General features: G+C 70.0%; 13 protein-coding genes. 9 read left to right on the top strand and 4 right to left on the bottom strand.

The genetic code is table 11. From position 1 onward, the window contains the following. The first annotated feature begins 2 nt into the window (after window positions 1–2). The gene (locus tag AC3EO4_RS17235; protein WP_379576592.1) at window positions 3–1,139 is read left to right on the top strand and encodes an ROK family transcriptional regulator; all 1,137 of its coding nucleotides are present in this window, start codon (window positions 3–5) and stop codon (window positions 1,137–1,139) included. A 26-nt stretch (window positions 1,140–1,165) separates the two neighbouring features. On the opposite strand, the gene AC3EO4_RS17230 is transcribed toward AC3EO4_RS17235, so the two are convergent. Together AC3EO4_RS17230 and tpx are read right to left on the bottom strand one after the other, a co-directional pair. Continuing rightward, window positions 1,166–1,909, bottom strand: a complete 744-nt coding sequence (locus AC3EO4_RS17230; protein WP_379576590.1) for a helical backbone metal receptor — start codon at window positions 1,907–1,909, stop codon at window positions 1,166–1,168. 59 nt (window positions 1,910–1,968) lie between these two features. Further along, window positions 1,969–2,469, bottom strand: a complete 501-nt coding sequence (gene tpx, locus AC3EO4_RS17225; protein WP_431896517.1) for a thiol peroxidase — start codon at window positions 2,467–2,469, stop codon at window positions 1,969–1,971. Between the two features lie 201 nt (window positions 2,470–2,670). Between tpx and AC3EO4_RS17220 the strand changes: the two genes are divergently transcribed. Then, window positions 2,671–4,020, top strand: coding sequence for an LCP family protein (locus tag AC3EO4_RS17220; RefSeq protein WP_379576586.1), 1,350 nt, complete (start codon window positions 2,671–2,673; stop codon window positions 4,018–4,020). Between the two features lie 8 nt (window positions 4,021–4,028). Here AC3EO4_RS17220 and AC3EO4_RS17215 read toward each other — a convergent pair whose 3' ends face one another. Continuing rightward, entirely contained in the window at window positions 4,029–5,813 is a 1,785-nt protein-coding gene (locus AC3EO4_RS17215) for an N-6 DNA methylase (RefSeq protein ID WP_379576584.1), read from the bottom strand. Between the two features lie 76 nt (window positions 5,814–5,889). On the opposite strand from AC3EO4_RS17215, the gene AC3EO4_RS17210 reads away from it, so the two are divergent. From AC3EO4_RS17210 to AC3EO4_RS17195, 4 genes are all read left to right on the top strand, one after another. Beyond that, complete coding sequence (locus AC3EO4_RS17210) at window positions 5,890–6,660, top strand: PP2C family protein-serine/threonine phosphatase (protein WP_379576582.1); 771 nt, start codon at window positions 5,890–5,892, stop codon at window positions 6,658–6,660. Between the two features lie 72 nt (window positions 6,661–6,732). Further along, window positions 6,733–7,224: a hypothetical protein gene (locus tag AC3EO4_RS17205; RefSeq protein WP_379576580.1), complete on the top strand. Its 492-nt coding sequence runs from the start codon at window positions 6,733–6,735 to the stop codon at window positions 7,222–7,224. A gap of 128 nt (window positions 7,225–7,352) precedes the next feature. Then, window positions 7,353–8,597, top strand: a complete 1,245-nt coding sequence (locus tag AC3EO4_RS17200) for a CHAP domain-containing protein (RefSeq protein ID WP_431896669.1) — start codon at window positions 7,353–7,355, stop codon at window positions 8,595–8,597. A 54-nt stretch (window positions 8,598–8,651) separates the two neighbouring features. Then, the gene (locus AC3EO4_RS17195; RefSeq protein WP_379576578.1) at window positions 8,652–11,990 is read left to right on the top strand and encodes a methylmalonyl-CoA mutase family protein; all 3,339 of its coding nucleotides are present in this window, start codon (window positions 8,652–8,654) and stop codon (window positions 11,988–11,990) included. A 133-nt stretch (window positions 11,991–12,123) separates the two neighbouring features. Here the strand turns inward: AC3EO4_RS17195 and AC3EO4_RS17190 are convergent, their stop codons facing one another. Continuing rightward, window positions 12,124–12,519, bottom strand: a complete 396-nt coding sequence (locus AC3EO4_RS17190) for a MerR family transcriptional regulator (protein ID WP_379576576.1) — start codon at window positions 12,517–12,519, stop codon at window positions 12,124–12,126. A gap of 65 nt (window positions 12,520–12,584) precedes the next feature. On the opposite strand from AC3EO4_RS17190, the gene AC3EO4_RS17185 reads away from it, so the two are divergent. From AC3EO4_RS17185 to AC3EO4_RS17175, 3 genes are all read left to right on the top strand, one after another. Continuing rightward, window positions 12,585–13,799 carry an MFS transporter gene (locus tag AC3EO4_RS17185; RefSeq protein WP_431896514.1) on the top strand — a complete coding sequence of 405 codons (1,215 nt, stop codon included), beginning with the start codon at window positions 12,585–12,587 and terminating at the stop codon, window positions 13,797–13,799. A gap of 334 nt (window positions 13,800–14,133) precedes the next feature. Further along, window positions 14,134–15,033: a serine/threonine-protein kinase gene (locus tag AC3EO4_RS17180; protein WP_379576572.1), complete on the top strand. Its 900-nt coding sequence runs from the start codon at window positions 14,134–14,136 to the stop codon at window positions 15,031–15,033. A 230-nt stretch (window positions 15,034–15,263) separates the two neighbouring features. After that, window positions 15,264–16,571, top strand: a complete 1,308-nt coding sequence (locus tag AC3EO4_RS17175; RefSeq protein ID WP_431896512.1) for an ABC transporter substrate-binding protein — start codon at window positions 15,264–15,266, stop codon at window positions 16,569–16,571. Window positions 16,572–16,631: the final 60 nt, after the last annotated feature.

Below are 16,631 nucleotides of genomic sequence, written 5' to 3'. Positions count from 1 at the left end.
AGATGCTGACGGCGGGACACCTCCTCCAGTTGATCAGGCAGGGCACGTGCCGTACCCGCAAGGAGCTGATCGAGCGCACCGGCCTGTCCAGGTCCACGATCACCGACAGGGTGGACCGGCTGATCGAGGCCGGCTACATCCGCGAGGCCGACAAGGGGGCGTCAGGGGGCGGGCGCCCGCCTTCGGTCCTCGCCCTCGACTCCACCAGCAGGGTGGTGCTCGTCGCCGACCTCGGCGCCAGCCACGCGCGGGTGGCGCTGACCGATCTGACCGCGCGTCCGCAGGCCGAGGAGTGCGCGAGCATGCGCATCGACCGCGGCCCCGAAGAGGTCCTGACCTGGGTACGGCAGGCCTTCGATCGCCTGCTCGACCGCACGGGACGCCCCCGTGACCAGGTGTGCGGCATCGGCCTCGACCTGCCAGGCTCGGTCGACCACACCTCGGGCAAGGTCCTGCGGTCCTTCCTGATGCCCGGATGGGACGACCTGCCGATCAAGGCGGCCTTCGGCGGCGGGTTCGACGTGCCGATCCTGGTGGAGAACGACGCCAAGGCGATGGCGCTCGGCGAGTGGTGGGCCTCCTACCGGCACTCGCCCTCCCTGCTGCTGGTGAAGGTCTCCACCGGCATCGGCGCGGGCATCGTGCTCGACGGGAGCATCTACAGGGGCGTGGAGGAGGCCGCGGGCAACATCGGCCACGTACGGCTGAGCGAGAGCGACGTCAGGGTCTGCACCTGCGGCTCGAAGGGCTGCGTGGCCTCGCTGGCCAGCGGTCACGCCGTGGCCGAGGACCTCGGGCAGGAGAGCAGCCGCGACGTGGTCCGCCTGGTGCAGGCCGGAGACCCCGAGGCGATCGCCCGCACCCAGGAGGCGGGGCGCACGCTCGGGCTGGTGCTGGCCACCGCGGTCAGCCTGCTCAACCCCGGCGTGCTCGTGCTGGCGGGCGACATGGCCGAGACGAGGGAGCACTACCTGACCGGCATCAGGGAGAGCGTCTACCGGCGCAGCCTGCCGTACACGACCAGGAACCTGGAGATCGTGACCAGCGTGCTGGGCGCCAGGGCGGGCATCATCGGGACGGCCGTGATGGTGATCGAGCACGTGCTGTCGCCCGCGAGCGTCGACGCCGCGCTGGGGTGAGCCCCGTGGCGGGCCGGGAGACGGGGCTAGCGGGCGAGGCTTTCGCGTAGCGTGGCGGGCGCCTCCACCATCGAGGGCCCGTACCAGGTCAGCAACCGCCCGCTCACCAGCGCGCTCCTGCCGAAGCACTCGGGGCCGTCGTTCTCGTTGAAGGCGTACGGCTCGTCCGGCAACACCACCAGGTCCGCGTTCTTCGCGACGAGCTCGTCGAGGGGGATCTTGGGATAGCGCTCGGGATGGTCCCCGTAGAGGTTGTCGACGCCCAGCCGCCTCAGCACGTCGCCGGTGAAGGTGTCACGGCCGACCACCATCCACGGCCGCCGCCAGATCGGGATGATCGCGGTGCGCCTGGCCTCGGGCTCCGGCAGGTCCCACGCCTCCCGCGCACGCTCCAGCCAGGCGGGCTCGGGGCCGCGGCAGGCGTGCTCGAACATCCTGGCCAGCGAGGTGAACGCGGCGGCGACCGTCTCGATCCGCGTCACCCACACCGCGAGGCCCGCCCGCCTCAGCGCCTCGAGGTCGGGCTCCCTGTTCTCCTCGGCGTTGGCCAGCACCACGTCGGGCCTGAGCGCCACGATCCGCTCGATGTCGGGGTTCTTGGTGCCGCGCACCCTGACCACGTCGAGGTCTGCCGGATGGCTGCACCAGTCGGTGGCGCCGACCAGCTTGCCCGTGGCCGCCACCGACTCGGTGAGCGACGGCACGAGGGACACCACGCGGTCGACCGTCGAGGGCACCCGCACCTCGGCGCCCGTGTCATCGAAGGCCACGGCTTCTCCAACAGGCCTGGCGGCGGATCCTCCACGAGGGAGGACCCGCCGCGGGAGGGTTACGCCAGGGCCTTGAGCGCGCCCTCGTAGTCGGGCTCCTGGGTGATCTCGGGGACCAGCTCGGAGTAGACGACGTTGTTGTCGCCGTCGAGCACCACGACGGCGCGGGCGGCCAGACCGGCCAGCGGGCCCGACTCCTGGGCGACGCCGTACGCGGTCAGGAACTCCCTGCCGCGCATCAGCGACAGCGTCACCACGTTGTCGAGGCCCTCGGCGCCGCAGAAGCGGGACTGGGCGAACGGCAGGTCGGCCGAGACGCACAGCACGGCCACCTCGGGGTGCTGGGCTGCCAGCTCGTTGAAGCGGCGGACCGAGGCCGCGCAGGTCCCCGTGTCGATGCTGGGGAAGATGTTGAGCACCTTGGTCTTGTCGCCGAACGCAGCGAGCGTCATGTCGGACAGATCCTTGCCCACGAGGCTGAACGCGGGGGCCGCGTCGCCCGGCTGGGGGAAGGTGCCGCCGACCGTGATCGGGTTGCCCTTGAAGGTGACATCGGACATGAACGCCTCCCGGCGAAAAGGTGTCAAAAGCCAAGAGCTCGATCCTATGGCCTCGCCTTGCTCGCGGTTCCGGCGCACCAGGGACCATGGGACTCAGTACACTCGGCGAGTTCGACTGGCCCTCCACTGGAGTGACATGTGAGCAGTGGGCTCGTTGACGCCCCTTCTTCGCCTTTGCCCCCTCCAGGGCCGCCTCCGCGGGTGCGGAGGCGATGGCTGCGCTGGGTCGTCGCGGTGACGATGACAGTGGTGCTCGCCGTCGTCGGCGGGTTGATCGGCGTCTACGTGAAGCTGACCGGCAACGTGCAGCACATCGACGTGACCGGCGACCTGGGCGCCACCCGGCCGCCCAAGGCCGCCACCACCGCGCTCAACGTGCTAATCGTCGGCTCCGACCAGCGTGACGGCAAGAACGCCAGATACGGCCGCACCATCGAGGGTGAGCGCACCGACACGATCATGCTGGCCCACCTGTCGTCCAGGCGCGACGACGCCATGGTGATCAGCTTCCCCCGCGACTCCCTGGTGCAGTTGCCCGCGTGCCGCGCCAAGGGCACGCTGCCAGGCCAGCAGCCCCACATCGGCATGATCAACGAGTCGTTCAACTCCGGTGGCATCGGCTGCACGTGGAAGACGATCGAGTCGCTGACCGGCATCCGCATCGACCACTTCGTCAAGGTCGACTTCACCGGCTTCAAGAGCATGGTCGACGCCGTCGGCGGCGTCGAGGTGTGCCTGCCCGAACGCATCGACGACACGAAGGCGCTGCTCCACCTCGACGCGGGGCGGCAGTCCCTCAGCGGCGAACAGGCGCTCGGCTACGTCCGCGCCCGCTACAGCATGGGCGACGGCTCCGACATCGGGCGCATCCAGCGGCAGCAGATGTTCATCGCCTCCATGCTCAAGAAGGTCATGAGTGGGCAGACGCTCACCGATCCCGCCAGGCTCCTCGGCTTCCTCGACGCGGCCACCAAGGCCGTCACCACCGACCCGGGCCTGACCCCCGGCGTCATGAAGGACCTGGCCGAGAGCGCGCAGGGCATGACCGCAGGACAGATCCGCTTCATCACGACGCCGTGGCACTACTCCGTCACCAGCCCTGGGCGGGTGGAGTGGGTGCAGCCGCAGGCCAGGACGCTGTTCCAGATGGTGGCGAAGGACAGGAGCGTGGCGGGGATCAGGGGCGGGCAGGCGAAGATCCCCCGGTCGAGGATCAATGTGGAGGTGCGCAACGGCACCCTTCGCTCCGGTCTGGCAGGACAGGTGGCGGTGGGGCTCGAACAGCGCGGCTATCACATCACCAAGATCAGTGACGCGCCGCACAAGCCGTACCCGACGACCCTGCTCCTGTACTCGCCGAACGGGGAGACCCGCGTGCCCACGATCACCCGCGACCTGCTGTCCGGCACGCCGCGGCTCGTGGCGGGGGCGACCACGCCGCGGCTGGTGCTCACGATCGGCGACGACTGGAAAGGGCTGAAGCCCCTGCAGGCGGGGGACTCGGAGGCGCTGAAGGGGTTCGACGCCACCCACGACACGTGCGCGGCGTGACACCGGGGTCAGGACGGAGGCTGGAGCCTGCCGTCGGCCAGGCCCTCGTGGCCGAGCCTGATGAGGGTCTCGCCGAGCGCGGTCGCCTCGCGCAGGGCGTCCTCCATGCTGGCGAGCCGGCGGAAGGCGTCGCCGTAGGCGCGCTGCTCGGCCAGTGACAGCCTGGGCAGGCGGGTACGGCGCGCGTCGACCCTGCTGGAGCCCGCGGGCACCCGGGCACCTGCCGAGCGCAGGAACCCGGCCAGGAAGTGGGGGTCCACCCGATGCTGGTCGACGCGGTAGAGAGTCAGCTGGGGGCCGAGGACGGCGCCGTCCTGGCTGACGACCCTGGCCGTGGCGTAGGTGGCCACGACGTCTCCCGGCTGGATCCTGACCAGGCCGGGCTCGGCGGTCGTGGCGCCCGACGGGGTGGTTCCGCGCTCCACGTCGTCGGCCGTCAGCACGGGCAGGTCGCCGCCGTCGGCCGCCATCCTCGGCGGGGCCTGCAGGATGGTGACCAGGCCCGCCTTGACCAGCTCGCCGATCGTGGTGGCGGGCTGGTCCAGCGGCTGGTCGAGGACCAGCAGGTCGGGCGCGTCGACGGAGGCGGCCAGGAAGCGTTCGCGCGCGTCGGCGAAGGCCCTGCCGAGGTCGGCCCCCGCGCGGGGGGCGTGGCGGGAGGGGCTGAGGTCGACCTCGTCGTCGAGCAGGTCGATGATGCGGACCTGGTGCGCGCCGTCCCGCAGGGCGGGCTCGACCCTGGCCAGGTCGCCCTCGGCGTCCACGATGACGATCTCGGAGGGCGGGCGCTCGCCGCTCTCGGGCCTGCGCAGCAGCCACAGGTCGGGGCCGCCCTGCCAGAGCGTCACCACGGCCCGCAGGGCGCCTGCGCGCAGCAGGTTGCCTCTGATGCGGCGGCCCGCCCTGCGGCTGGCGGCGGCGGCCGGCATGAGGATGGCGACCAGGCCGCCTGGCCTGACGTGGGTGAGGCAGTGCTGCACCCAGGCGAGCTCGGACTCGCCTCGCGGCGGCAGGCCGTGCTCCCAGCGGGGGTCTCCGGTGAGCTCGTCGTAGCCCCACGACCGCTCGTTGAACGGCGGGTCGCAGACCACCGCGTCGGCGCGAGGGCCGGGGAAGGCGTCGCGCCTGAGCGCGTCGCCGTGGACGATCTCGGCCTCGACACCGCGCAGTGCCAGCCTGGCGGCGGCGATGCGGGCGGAGCTGCCTTCGAGCTCCTGGCCGAGCGCCCTGGCACCGTCGGGTCCTGCCTTCGCCCGGCCAGAGGGCGACAGCGGCAGCAGGAGGGTGCCGACACCACAGGCGGGGTCGAGGACGATGCCGCCCCGGGGCGCGGCCAGCCGTACCATCAGGGCCGCGACGTCCTCGCGGGTGACGGAGAGTTTGCGGGAGTGGGCCTCGAAGTAGCGGGCGCAGAGGAACTCGTAGGCGGCCAGCTCGCCGCGCTCGGCGGCCAGTTCGCGCAGCACGGTGACCAGACCCGCGTCGAGCCCGTGATCGCCGCCGTCGGGACTGGCGAGAAAGTCCCCAGCGGCGGCCACGAGCTCGCCAAGCTGAAGATCTCCCGAGGCTTTCAGGCGTTGCCACGCGCGATCTGCCAGCGAGACCTGGTAGGACTTCCCATAGCGACTCAGCCATGCCTCGACCTCGCGCAGCGCGAAAAGCGGCTGCGCGGCGGTTCCGTCGACGGGTTTGGGGAAGTCGTCGTGGCGGCGGCGCCAGTTGCTCACCGCGGCCCGCCCGACACCGGCGAGCCGAGCGATGTCGCCGGCGTTCACGGTCGGGTCGTGGCTCATGGAGGCCACATTAGTTCACAACACTCTTCAGCGCATCTGCTTGTGAAGTGTTTCAACCAATGATTTACTGCATACTATGACGCACAACATCCGCTATGCCGCCGGGTCGGACGTGGGCCGACGAAGGGAGCAGAACGAGGATTCGGGCTACGTGAGCGCCCGCATGCTGGCGATCGCGGACGGGATGGGCGGCCACGCGGCCGGCGAGCTGGCCAGCTCCGCCACGATCGCGGTGCTGCGCGAGCTCGACGCAAGCTTGCCAGAGGCAGGCGCCGATCTCGAAACCGCCCTGGAGGCGGCCGTTCTGGAGGCGGGGCGCAGGCTTGCCGAGCTGGTCGAGATCGACCCTGCTCGCAGGGGCATGGGCACCACGGTGACCGCCATGTTGTGGGACGGCACGAGGTTCGCTTTGGCTCATCTTGGCGATTCCAGGGCGTACCTGCTGCGCGACGGCGCGCTCTACCAGATCACCAAGGACCACACGCTGGTGCAGTCGATGGTGGACGAGGGTCGCATAACGGAGGACCAGGCGGCGGTGCACCCGCGCAGGTCGATGGTGTTGCGCGTGCTCGGCAGCGAGGGCAGGTCCGAGCCGGACATGTCGCTGCGCGAGGCGGAGGTCGGCGACCGCTACATGTTGTGCTCCGACGGGCTGACCGACGTTCTCGGCCCTGAGACCCTCCACGAGATCCTGACCTCGTACGGCGAGCCGGACGCCGCCGTGCGCAAGCTCATCGAGCTGGCCAACGAGGGCGGAGGGCCCGACAACGTGACCGTCATCGTGGCCGACGTCGTGCCGTCGGGGGAGGGCGGCACCTCGATGTACCGGGTGGGCGTCGGGTCATGAAAAGGTACGGCGGTTCTCAAGCAGCGTGAAAGCGCAGGAGCACACACTCTCGGCAAAGAGAGGGGAAACTCCATGAGGACCAGCCGTACCATCCTGATCGCCGCGACCGCGGGGCTCCTGACGGCGGCCCCCGCCACCATCGTCTCCGCCTCCACCGGCGCTCCGGCCGGTCCTGCCGTCTCGGCCGGCTCATGGGGTCCGCTGTTCGCCCAGGGCGACAAGGCCGTCACGCGCGGGACCCTCACCGTGGTCAGCCGGGACGAGAACACCATCCCCGTGACCGCCACGGTCCGGGTCAAGGGCAAGATCACCGACTTGACCAGCAGCAAGGGCTGCGGCTGGACGGTCTTCCGGATCTCCTACCTGAAGAGTGACGGCAGCGTGCCGTTCAAGCACCGCTCCTACCTCGACTGCTCCAAGGGCACGCCCAAGGAGTTCTCCTTCACCGACCACCGCGTCGTGCTGGTCGAGGTCAAGGTGTGCAACGAGGGCAAGGCCAAGGAGCCGTCGCTCAACTGCTACTACTCGGGAAGCTGGAAGAACCTCTACTCCTACCTGAAGTAGTAAGTCACAGCAGTCACAGAACGCATATTTCACCTCATATCTAGACACTTTCCGGATGTCCGGCACGCGATCACGATGGCGCTACTACAGTCCCTCGTTAGTCGCCGGTCTTCTGGGGAGGAGTCGTCCTGGACCCGATCGCTGAAGGACTGCTGAAGGCGGCGCGCCCCGAACTCGGATACCGGGAGAAGGGCGGCCAGCACACGAAGTTCGGCACGTGGTACGCGAACCTCGTCCAGGACCCCCAGTACCGCGACGCGCCATGGTGCGACATGTTCATCGCATGGGCGGCGCAGAAGGCGGGCGTACAGGACTTCGTCGGACAGTTCGCCTGGACACCCTCCCACGCGGCCTGGTTCATCCAGCGGGGCGCCTGGTCACAGACCCCCGAGCCCGGCGCCCTCGTCTTCTACGACTGGAAGGGCGGGAAGAGCTACAAGGGCATCGACCACGTCGGCATCGTCGAGAAGGTCGCCGGATCGAAGATCCACACAATCGAGGCGAACGTCGACAGGGTCTGGCTCAAGCGCAAGGTCCGCGACACCGACAAGGTCGTCGGGTACGGCCTGCCCCGCATGGTCAAGGAGCGTCCCACGCTGATCGAGGTACGCCCCTCGGACAAGCCGCTCCAGCCCTTCACCGTCCAGGCGGACGCGCCCGTGGCGCGGGCGGGAGACTCGCCGTTCGACCTGCTGGGCACACCCCAGGCGCTACTCGCGGCGATGGTGCTGACCACCGTGATCGTCTCGTTCAGGATGGCGGGACGCTCCCGCGGCTCCGGCCGACACCGCAGGGGACTCTTCCCGTGGATCACCTCGACCGCCACCTCCGGTGCGGGCGCGCGTCCGACGGGCTCGCCCACGCCGGCTCGCGCCACTCCCCCAGCGCGCGGACCGGCTTCGAGCGCGACCTCCCCGGGCACCGCACCCCAGGTCCGCGCCACGTCCACGGCACGGGGGCCGGCTTCGGGTGCCGCCTCCTCGCCTTCTCCGGAAGCGCGCAGGTCGGGGAGCGAGAGCGCGGCGAGGGGTTCCGCGACCCGTACGGGCGGCCCGCCGACCCTCCGGCCCAGCGACTCGCGCACCCGCGTGCCCGAGAGCGCCACGCCCCGCCCTCGCATGCCGGCCGACACCGCCACGCCCCGCAGCCGCGTGTCCGACAGCTCCACGCCCCGACCCCGGGTGCCGGCCGGTGATGCCGCGCCGCGTGCCAGGGCGCAGGCTCAGGCGGAGCGGGCTCGCGGGCCGTTGGAGCGTTCCGGCGAGCGTGCCCAGGCAGGCCGTACCTCGGGAAATCCGCATCCGGCCGCCCCGCAGACCTCCCCGGGTACGGGCAGGCGACGCAAGCCGTATGAGGCGACGACTGGGAAATAGTAGGACGTCCTAGTATCTTCGGAAGGGAGGCCCCTCACAAAGGAGTGATCAGGCGTGCACGCACCGGTCCATCCCGTCCGATTCGTGACCGCGGCGGCGCTGTTCGACGGCCACGATGCCGCGATCAACATCATGCGGCGGATTCTGCAGTCCCAAGGGGCCGAGGTCGTGCATCTCGGGCACAACAGATCCGTCGACGAGATCGTCACCGCCGCCATCCAGGAGGACGTCCAGGGCGTCGCGATCAGCTCCTACCAGGGCGGGCACGTCGAGTTCTTCAGCTACCTCGTCGAGTTGCTGCGCGAGCGGGGCGCCGGGCACGTCAGGGTGTACGGCGGAGGCGGCGGCGTGATCGTCCCCGAGGAGATCGAGCTGCTGCACTCCAGGGGCGTGGCGAGGATCTTCTCCCCCGAGGACGGGCAGCGGCTCGGCCTGCCCGGGATGATCAACAAGCTGATCGAGGAATGCGACGTCGAGCTCGGTGACCCGCCGTCGGTCGAGGCCGTCGCCTCGGGCGACAATGCGGCGCTGGCCAGGGCGATCACGCTGATCGAGTCGGGACGCGCGCCCGACGAACTCCTCGCGGGCCTGCGCGCGCTCGGCGGCGCGACCGCCGAGCCAGAGGAGACGGCGGTGCGCCGGGCGCCCGTCCTTGGTATCACCGGCACCGGCGGGTCGGGCAAGTCGTCGCTGACCGACGAGCTCCTGCGCAGGATCCGGGTCGACAACGACGACAAGCTGCGCATCGCGGTCATCGCCATCGACCCCACCAGGCGGCGGGGCGGCGGCGCCCTCCTCGGCGACCGCATCAGGATGAACAGCCTCGGCGGCCAGACCTACTTCCGCTCCCTCGCCACGCGCGGCGCCTCCAGCGAGGTGCCCGCCTGCCTCGACGACGTGATCGCCACCTGCCGCGCGGCCGGGTACGACCTCGTCATCGTCGAGACGCCCGGCATCGGGCAGGGCGACGCGGGGATCGTCCCCCACGTGGACGTGCCGATCTACGTGATGACGCCGGAGTTCGGCGCGGCCTCCCAGCTGGAGAAGATCGACATGCTCGACTTCGCCGAGGCCGTCGTGATCAACAAGTACGAGCGCCGCGGGGCCGAGGACGCGCTGCGCGACGTGCGCAGGCAGATGGTGCGCAACAGGGCGGCCTTCGGGGTTTCGCCCGACGACATGCCGGTGTTCGGGACGATCGCGGCCCGCTACAACGACGCGGGTGTGACGGCGCTGTATCACCACCTGCGCGAGGTGCTCGGCGAGCGCGGCCTGCCATCCGGCCCTGGGCTGCTCCCCCTGGTGCAGGGGCGCACCTCCAAGACGGCGGCGGCGGTCGTGCCGCCCGCGAGGGTCCGCTATCTCGCTGAGATCGCCGAGACCGTCCGTGGCTATCACGCCGAGACCCTGACCCAGGTGGCGGTGGCACGGCGCCGCCAGCAGCTGATGGCCGTCCGGGCCCTCCTCGACGAGACCGCCGCCGCGGGCCCGGCGAGCGAGCCCACCACGACCGGCACCCCCACCATGACCGGCGAGCCGACCACGACCGGCACACCCGGCGCCGGGCCGGGCGCTGCGACGGACGCGCGGCTGGCGGAGCTGGCGGCGCGGGCCGAGCGCGAGCTGTCCGACGAGAGCAGGAGCCTGCTGGCCGAGTGGCCGGCGCTGAAGGAGCAGTACACCGCCGACGAGCTCGTCGTGCGGGTCCGCGACAGGGAGATCCACACCCCGCTGTGGCGCGAGACCCTGTCCGGCAACAGGATTCCGCGCGTCGCGCTCCCCCGCTACGACGACCACGGCGAGCTCCTGCGTTTCCTGCGCTCGGAGAACCTCCCCGGCCGTTTCCCGTTCACCGCGGGCGTGTTCCCCTTCAAGCGGGACGACGAGGACCCGACCAGGATGTTCGCCGGCGAAGGCGATCCGTTCAGGACGAACCGCCGATTCAAGCTGCTGTCCGAGGGACAGCCGGCGACGCGGCTGTCCACCGCGTTCGATTCGGTGACGCTGTACGGCAACGACCCCGACCTACGGCCCGACATCTACGGAAAAGTCGGGACTTCTGGCGTGTCGATCGCGACGCTCGACGACATGAAGGTGCTCTACGACGGCTTCGACCTGTCCGCACCGAACACCTCCGTCTCCATGACCATCAACGGCCCTGCCCCCACGATCCTGGCCTTCTTCCTCAACGCCGCCATCGACCAGGCCATCGAACGCTTCGAGTCGGCCGAGGGCCGCGCGCCGTCCGCGCAGGAGGCGGCCCAGCTGCGCGCGAAGACGCTCGCCACCGTGCGGGGCACCGTACAGGCCGACATTCTCAAAGAGGACCAGGGGCAGAACACCTGCATCTTCTCCACGGAGTTCTCCCTGCGGATGATGGCCGACATCCAGGAATGGTTCATCCGCAACCAGGTGCGCAACTTCTACTCGGTGTCCATCTCCGGCTACCACATCGCCGAGGCGGGCGCGAACCCCATCAGCCAGCTCGCCTTTACCCTCGCCAACGGCTTCACCTACGTCGAGGCATACCTCGCCCGCGGCATGAACATCGACGACTTCGCGCCCAACCTGTCGTTCTTCTTCTCCAACGGCATGGACCCGGAGTACTCGGTGCTGGGCCGCGTCGCCCGCCGCATCTGGGCCGTCTCCATGAGGGAGCGGTACGGCGCGGCCGAGCGCTCGCAGAAGCTGAAGTACCACATCCAGACCTCGGGCCGGTCGCTGCACGCCCAGGAAATGGACTTCAACGACATCCGCACCACCCTGCAGGCGCTCATCGCGATCTACGACAACTGCAACAGCCTGCACACCAACGCCTTCGACGAGGCCGTCACCACCCCCTCGGCCGAGTCCGTACGGCGGGCCATGGCGATCCAGCTCATCATCAACCGCGAATGGGGCCTGGCCAGGAACGAGAACCCGCTCCAGGGCTCGTTCATCATCGACGAGCTGACCGACCTGGTCGAGGAGGCGGTGCTCAGCGAGTTCGAGCGGCTGTCGGACAGGGGCGGCGTGCTCGGCGCGATGGAGACCGGCTACCAGCGCGGCAAGATCCAGGACGAGTCGATGCTCTACGAGACCCGCAAGCACGACGGGTCGCTGCCGATCATCGGGGTGAACACCTTCCGCAACCCGCGCGGCGAGGTGGAGCACGGGCCGCTCGAGCTGGCCCGCGGGACGGAGGAGGAGAAGCGTTCCCAGCTGGACCGGCTGCACGGCTTCCACGCCAGGAACCGCTCGGAGTCGGCGGCGGCGCTGCGGCGGCTGCGGGAGGTCGCCATGTCGGAGGAGAACGCGTTCGAGGTGCTGATGGACGCGGCCCGCGTGTGCTCGCTCGGCCAGATCACCGAAGCGCTCTTCGAGGCGGGCGGCCAGTACCGCCGCAACGTCTGACCGGGCCCTCCACCGCCACGAACCCCGGGGCGAGAGCTTGAGGCCTGCGCGGTCACGCGCGAGGTGCTGAGCACGTCCGGGCTGGTGCCGGGTGGGCGATCGTCGCCTACCCGGTGTCCCGGGCCGCGCGGGGTCAGGGTGCCGGAGCCGCCTCTGGGGTGGCGGCGCCGGGGTTGTCGCGCACCACGTCCAGATACTCGGCGATGGCGTCCCTGTTGCGGGTCAGGCACCTGATCCGCTCGGTCATGCGGTCGCGTTCGTGTTCGAGCGTGGCGAGCATCTCCGGGGTCGCGTCGGAGAAGTGGATGATCCGGGGCTTGTCGAGGCACGGGAGGATCTGCTTGATGAGCCGGGTCGGCAATCCCGCGTCGAGCAGCCCCCTGATCTGCATGACCCGGTCCACCAGGCTCTCGTCGTAGGCGCGATAGCCGTTCTGGCAGCGGCTGGGGTTGATCAGGCCCTGCTCCTCGTAGTAGCGCAGCAGACGGCGCGGCGTGCCGGTGCGGTCCGACAGTTCTCCGATACGCATGTGCTCCACCTCACACCAGGACACGTTGACCCTCACATGTATGTGATGGTTTGAGCATACGAGGCATGAGTAAAGACACCACAGATGCACCTGCCGATTCCCGCACCGGGATCGAGGATCAGCGACTCCCCCTGCCTGCGCTGCTGGCCTTGGCCACGGCCGTCTTCATCACCAGCCTGACCGAGACGCTCCCGGCGGGCGTGCTGCCCGCGATGAGCGCCGACCTCGGCGTGGGTGAGTCCGCGATGGGACAGTCGGTCACGATCTACGCGATCGGGACCGCTTTGACGGCACTCCCCCTGACCGCGGCCACGGCGGGGTGGCGGCGCAAGCGGCTGCTGCTGACGGCGATGGCGGCCTTCGCCGTCGCCAACACCGTCACGGCGGTCTCGGCGAGCTTTCCGCTGACCATGGTGGCCCGGTTCGTCGCCGGGGTGGCCGCGGGCCTGGCCTGGGCGCTGCTGGCCGGGTACGCCCGTCGTATGGCGCCTGTCCACCTGCAGGGCAAGGCCATCGCGATCGTGATGACCGGCATTCCGATCGCGCTGTCGCTGGGGGTGCCCGCGGGAACCTTCCTGGGCAAGGCGCTCGGCTGGCAGGTGTCGTTCCTGATCATGACCGGGCTCACTCTCCTGGTGATCGCATGGATCGTCGCGACGGTCCCGGACCACCCCGGCCGGCAGCGGCAGGGCGGGACACCGATGCTGCGGGCCCTCCGCGTTCCCGGCGTGGCACCGGTCCTGTTCGTCACCCTGGTCTTCGTGCTGGCGCACACGATCCTCTACACCTACATCGCCCCCTTCCTCGACCGGCTCGGCATGGGCGACTCCACCGACCTCGTGCTGCTGGCGTTCGGCGCCGCCTCGCTGGTGAGCATCTGGTACGTGGGCGCCCACATCCACCGCCGGCTGCGCGCCCTCACCATCGCCGGCACCCTCCTGGTCGCCGCCGCGGCCGCCATCCTGGCGCTGACCACCGGCAACCCCGCCCTGGTGTACGGCGCGGCGGCCCTGTGGGGCCTCGGGTGGGGCGGCGTCCCCACGCTGCTGCAGACCGCCGTGGGCGACGCGGGCGGCGAGTCGGCCGACGCCGCCCAGGCCATGCTCGTCACGCTGTGGAACGTGGCCATGGCCGGCGGTGGCGTCGTCGGCGGGATCCTGCTCGGCCTGCTCGGCTCGGCCTCCTTCCCGTGGAGCGTGCTCGCGCTCCTGGCCCCGGTGCTCGCCGGCGTGCTCGCCGCACGCGCGCACGGCTTCCCCGCCGTTCGCGCGACCTCGTGAACACCCGCACAGGCATGGCGTCGAACCTGGCCGACGAGGTCCAGCAGCGTGTCGGGCATCTCCCGACGATCGGGCCAGCGAAACGCGGGAACGCTCGCGCGCGGTGACGCGAACCCGTGGAGCGCCGCCCACAGCGCGATGGCGGCGTTCCGTGGCGACCGGCCGGTCACCGAGGTCCATGCGTTCCGGCCTCCCCGGGGGACGGGCCTCGCATCGAAGCGCGTCCAGAAAGGGGCGTGCGCCTTCGCGGTAAGCGATCAAGATCCACCGGGTTGCTGTAGATTCCCCGGAGGGTCTCGTGCTGGCTTGTCCCGAGGGGAGCAGGGAGGGGCGGATGGTCATCGGTGACCGCTATGAGCTCGACGACCTGCCCCTGGGCCGGGGTGGCATGGGTGCCGTCTACCGGGGCCACGACCGGCACCTGGATCGGCGGGTGGCCGTCAAGCTGCTGTACCCGCTGCCCGGCAAGGACGCCGACGAGGAACTGGAGCGGCGTTTCATCAGGGAGGCGCGCATCCTGGCCCGCCTGGAGCATCCCGGCGCTCCGGTCCTGTACGACTTCGGCACGCACGAGCAGCGGCTGTTCCAGGTGATGCAGTTCATCGACGGGGTCACGGTCGCCGACCTGCTGAGCGAGCACGGCCCGCTGCCGGTGCCGTGGGCGGTGGCGATCACGGCGCAGGCATGCGCGGTGTTGTCGGCGGCGCACGCGCTGGAGATCTGCCATCGGGATCTGAAGCCGACCAACCTCATGCTCTGCCCTGACGGCAGCATCAAGGTGCTGGACTTCGGGCTCGCGATGTTGCGGGAGTCGAACGGCACGCAGTTCACGAGGATCGGCCAGATTCTCGGCACTCCGGCCTACATGGCACCGGAGCAGATCCAGCGGGGTGTCGCCGAGCCGCGCAGCGATCTCTACTCGCTCGGGTGCGTGCTGCACGAGATGCTGACGGGGCGGCAGTTGTTCACGGGGCCGACCGAGTACGTGGTGTTCGAGAAGCAGGTGAAGGAACGGCCGCCTTCGGTCCCTGGGCTGCCCGCCGCGCTCGGGAAGGTGCTGTCCGACCTGCTGGAGAAGGCGGTGGAGGCGCGTCCAGGCGACGCGAATCTGCTGTACGAACGGCTGCAGCCGTTCGCGGTCGACCTGCCGATGCTGCCGGGGTTCCTGACCCCTCCGTCGGCGCCGAGTCCCGGCAGGATGTACGCCAAGGTGCTCGGCCGCGTTCTCGGCTGAGAGAACGCTCTCCCGCGCAGGTAACACTCTGGAAACGGCCCATCACTTTGGGAGCGCTCCCATTGCGCGTGAATCCATCCCGCTAGCTGCGAAAACAGCTCCAATCTGGAGAGAGCGCTCTCTCGCAGGGTGGCGAAACGCTCCGTTGACACGGTCCCGGCCTGGCCCCAACCTTCTCAGAGAGCGCTCTCTCAACGACTCAACCCCACACCGCCCTCAGGGAGGGTTCCATGGCCATGCCGTACTCCCAGGCCCGCCGCTTCGGGCGGCTCGCCGTACCGGTGCTCACCGCTTCCGCGCTCGCCCTCGCTCTCGCCGCCTGTGGCGGCGGCTCGCAGCAGCCCGCCGCCACGGGCGGCGGCGACGAGAAGGTGACGCTCAGCGTCGCCCTCTTCGGCGACTTCGGCTTCAAGCCGCTGTACGCGGAGTTCAAGAAGACGCATCCCAACGTGGAGATCGTCGAGCGGGTGACGCAGTTCAACGACCACCACAACAACCTGGTCAAGCGGCTGGCCACGAACGCGGGCACGGCCGACGTCGAGGCGGTGGAGGTGGGCTACATCAGCTCCTTCACCTCGCAGCCCGACAAGTTCCACGACCTCAAGCAGTACGGCCTGGACAAGCGGCAGGGCGACTACCTGGACTGGAAGTGGCAGCAGGGCCTGTCGAAGGACGGCACCAAGCTGCTCGGCCTCGGCACCGACGTCGGCGGCCTGGCCATGTGCTACCGCAAGGACCTGTTCGAGAAGGCGGGGCTGCCGACCGACCGGGAGAAGGTGGCCGAGCTCTGGCCGACGTGGGAGCAGTACATCGAGACCGGCAAGAAGTTCGCGGGAAGCGTCAAGGACGCCAAGTTCGTCGACTCCCCCGGCGAGATCTTCCGCGCGATCGTCAACCAGGCGCCCGTCGGCCTCTACGACGCGCAGGACCAGATCGTCGTCGCGTCCAACCCCGAGGTGAAGAAGGCCTGGGACCTGTCCAACCAGATCACCCAGAACGACCTGAGCGCCAAACTGGCCGCCTTCTCCCCGCCGTGGAACACCGGATTCGCCAAGGGCTCGTTCGCCACGATCATCTGCCCCGCCTGGATGACCGGTTACATCCAGGAGCAGGCCAAGGACGCGACGGGCAAGTGGGACATCGCGAAGGTTCCCGGCGGCTCGGGCAACAGCGGCGGCTCCCACCTGCTGCTCCCCAAGCAGGGCAAGCACCCCAAGGAGGCGGCCGAGCTGATCGACTTCCTCACATCGAAGGACAACCAGGCCCGCGTGTTCAAGGAGGAGGGCACCTTCCCCTCGATCCCCGCGCTCTACGACGACCCCTCGATCCAGAGCTTCACCAAGCCGTTCTTCGGTGACGCGCCGATCGGCAAGATCTACTCCGACGCGGCGCGCAACCTCAAGCCCCAGCACCTCGGCCCCAAGGAGGGCGACGTGCGCGTAGCCATCGGCGACGGGCTCGGCAGGGTCGAGCAGGGCAAGCAGACGCCGGACGAGGCGTGGGCGCAGGTCGTCGCGGACGTCCAGAAGATCAAGTAGCAGCCGGTACGGCGGGGCGGCGCGCGCCCCGCCGTACCGCATCGAACCAGAGGACTTCCG

The sequence above is a fragment of the Nonomuraea sp. bgisy101 genome, assembly GCF_057708945.1.
This window is presented reverse-complemented; position numbering and strand designations above follow the sequence as displayed.

Excerpts from the sequence above, each read along its gene's own strand:
- AC3EO4_RS17175 (WP_431896512.1), top strand. The coding sequence starts at position 15,264 with ATGGCCATGCCGTACTCCCAGGCCCGCCGCTTCGGGCGGCTCGCCGTA.
- AC3EO4_RS17215 (WP_379576584.1), bottom strand. The coding sequence starts at position 5,813 with ATGAGCCACGACCCGACCGTGAACGCCGGCGACATCGCTCGGCTCGCC.
- AC3EO4_RS17210 (WP_379576582.1), top strand. The coding sequence starts at position 5,890 with ATGACGCACAACATCCGCTATGCCGCCGGGTCGGACGTGGGCCGACGA.
- AC3EO4_RS17235 (WP_379576592.1), top strand. The coding sequence starts at position 3 with ATGCTGACGGCGGGACACCTCCTCCAGTTGATCAGGCAGGGCACGTGC.
- AC3EO4_RS17190 (WP_379576576.1), bottom strand. The coding sequence starts at position 12,519 with ATGCGTATCGGAGAACTGTCGGACCGCACCGGCACGCCGCGCCGTCTG.
- tpx (WP_431896517.1), bottom strand. The coding sequence starts at position 2,469 with ATGTCCGATGTCACCTTCAAGGGCAACCCGATCACGGTCGGCGGCACC.
- AC3EO4_RS17185 (WP_431896514.1), top strand. The coding sequence starts at position 12,585 with ATGAGTAAAGACACCACAGATGCACCTGCCGATTCCCGCACCGGGATC.
- AC3EO4_RS17180 (WP_379576572.1), top strand. The coding sequence starts at position 14,134 with ATGGTCATCGGTGACCGCTATGAGCTCGACGACCTGCCCCTGGGCCGG.
- AC3EO4_RS17205 (WP_379576580.1), top strand. The coding sequence starts at position 6,733 with ATGAGGACCAGCCGTACCATCCTGATCGCCGCGACCGCGGGGCTCCTG.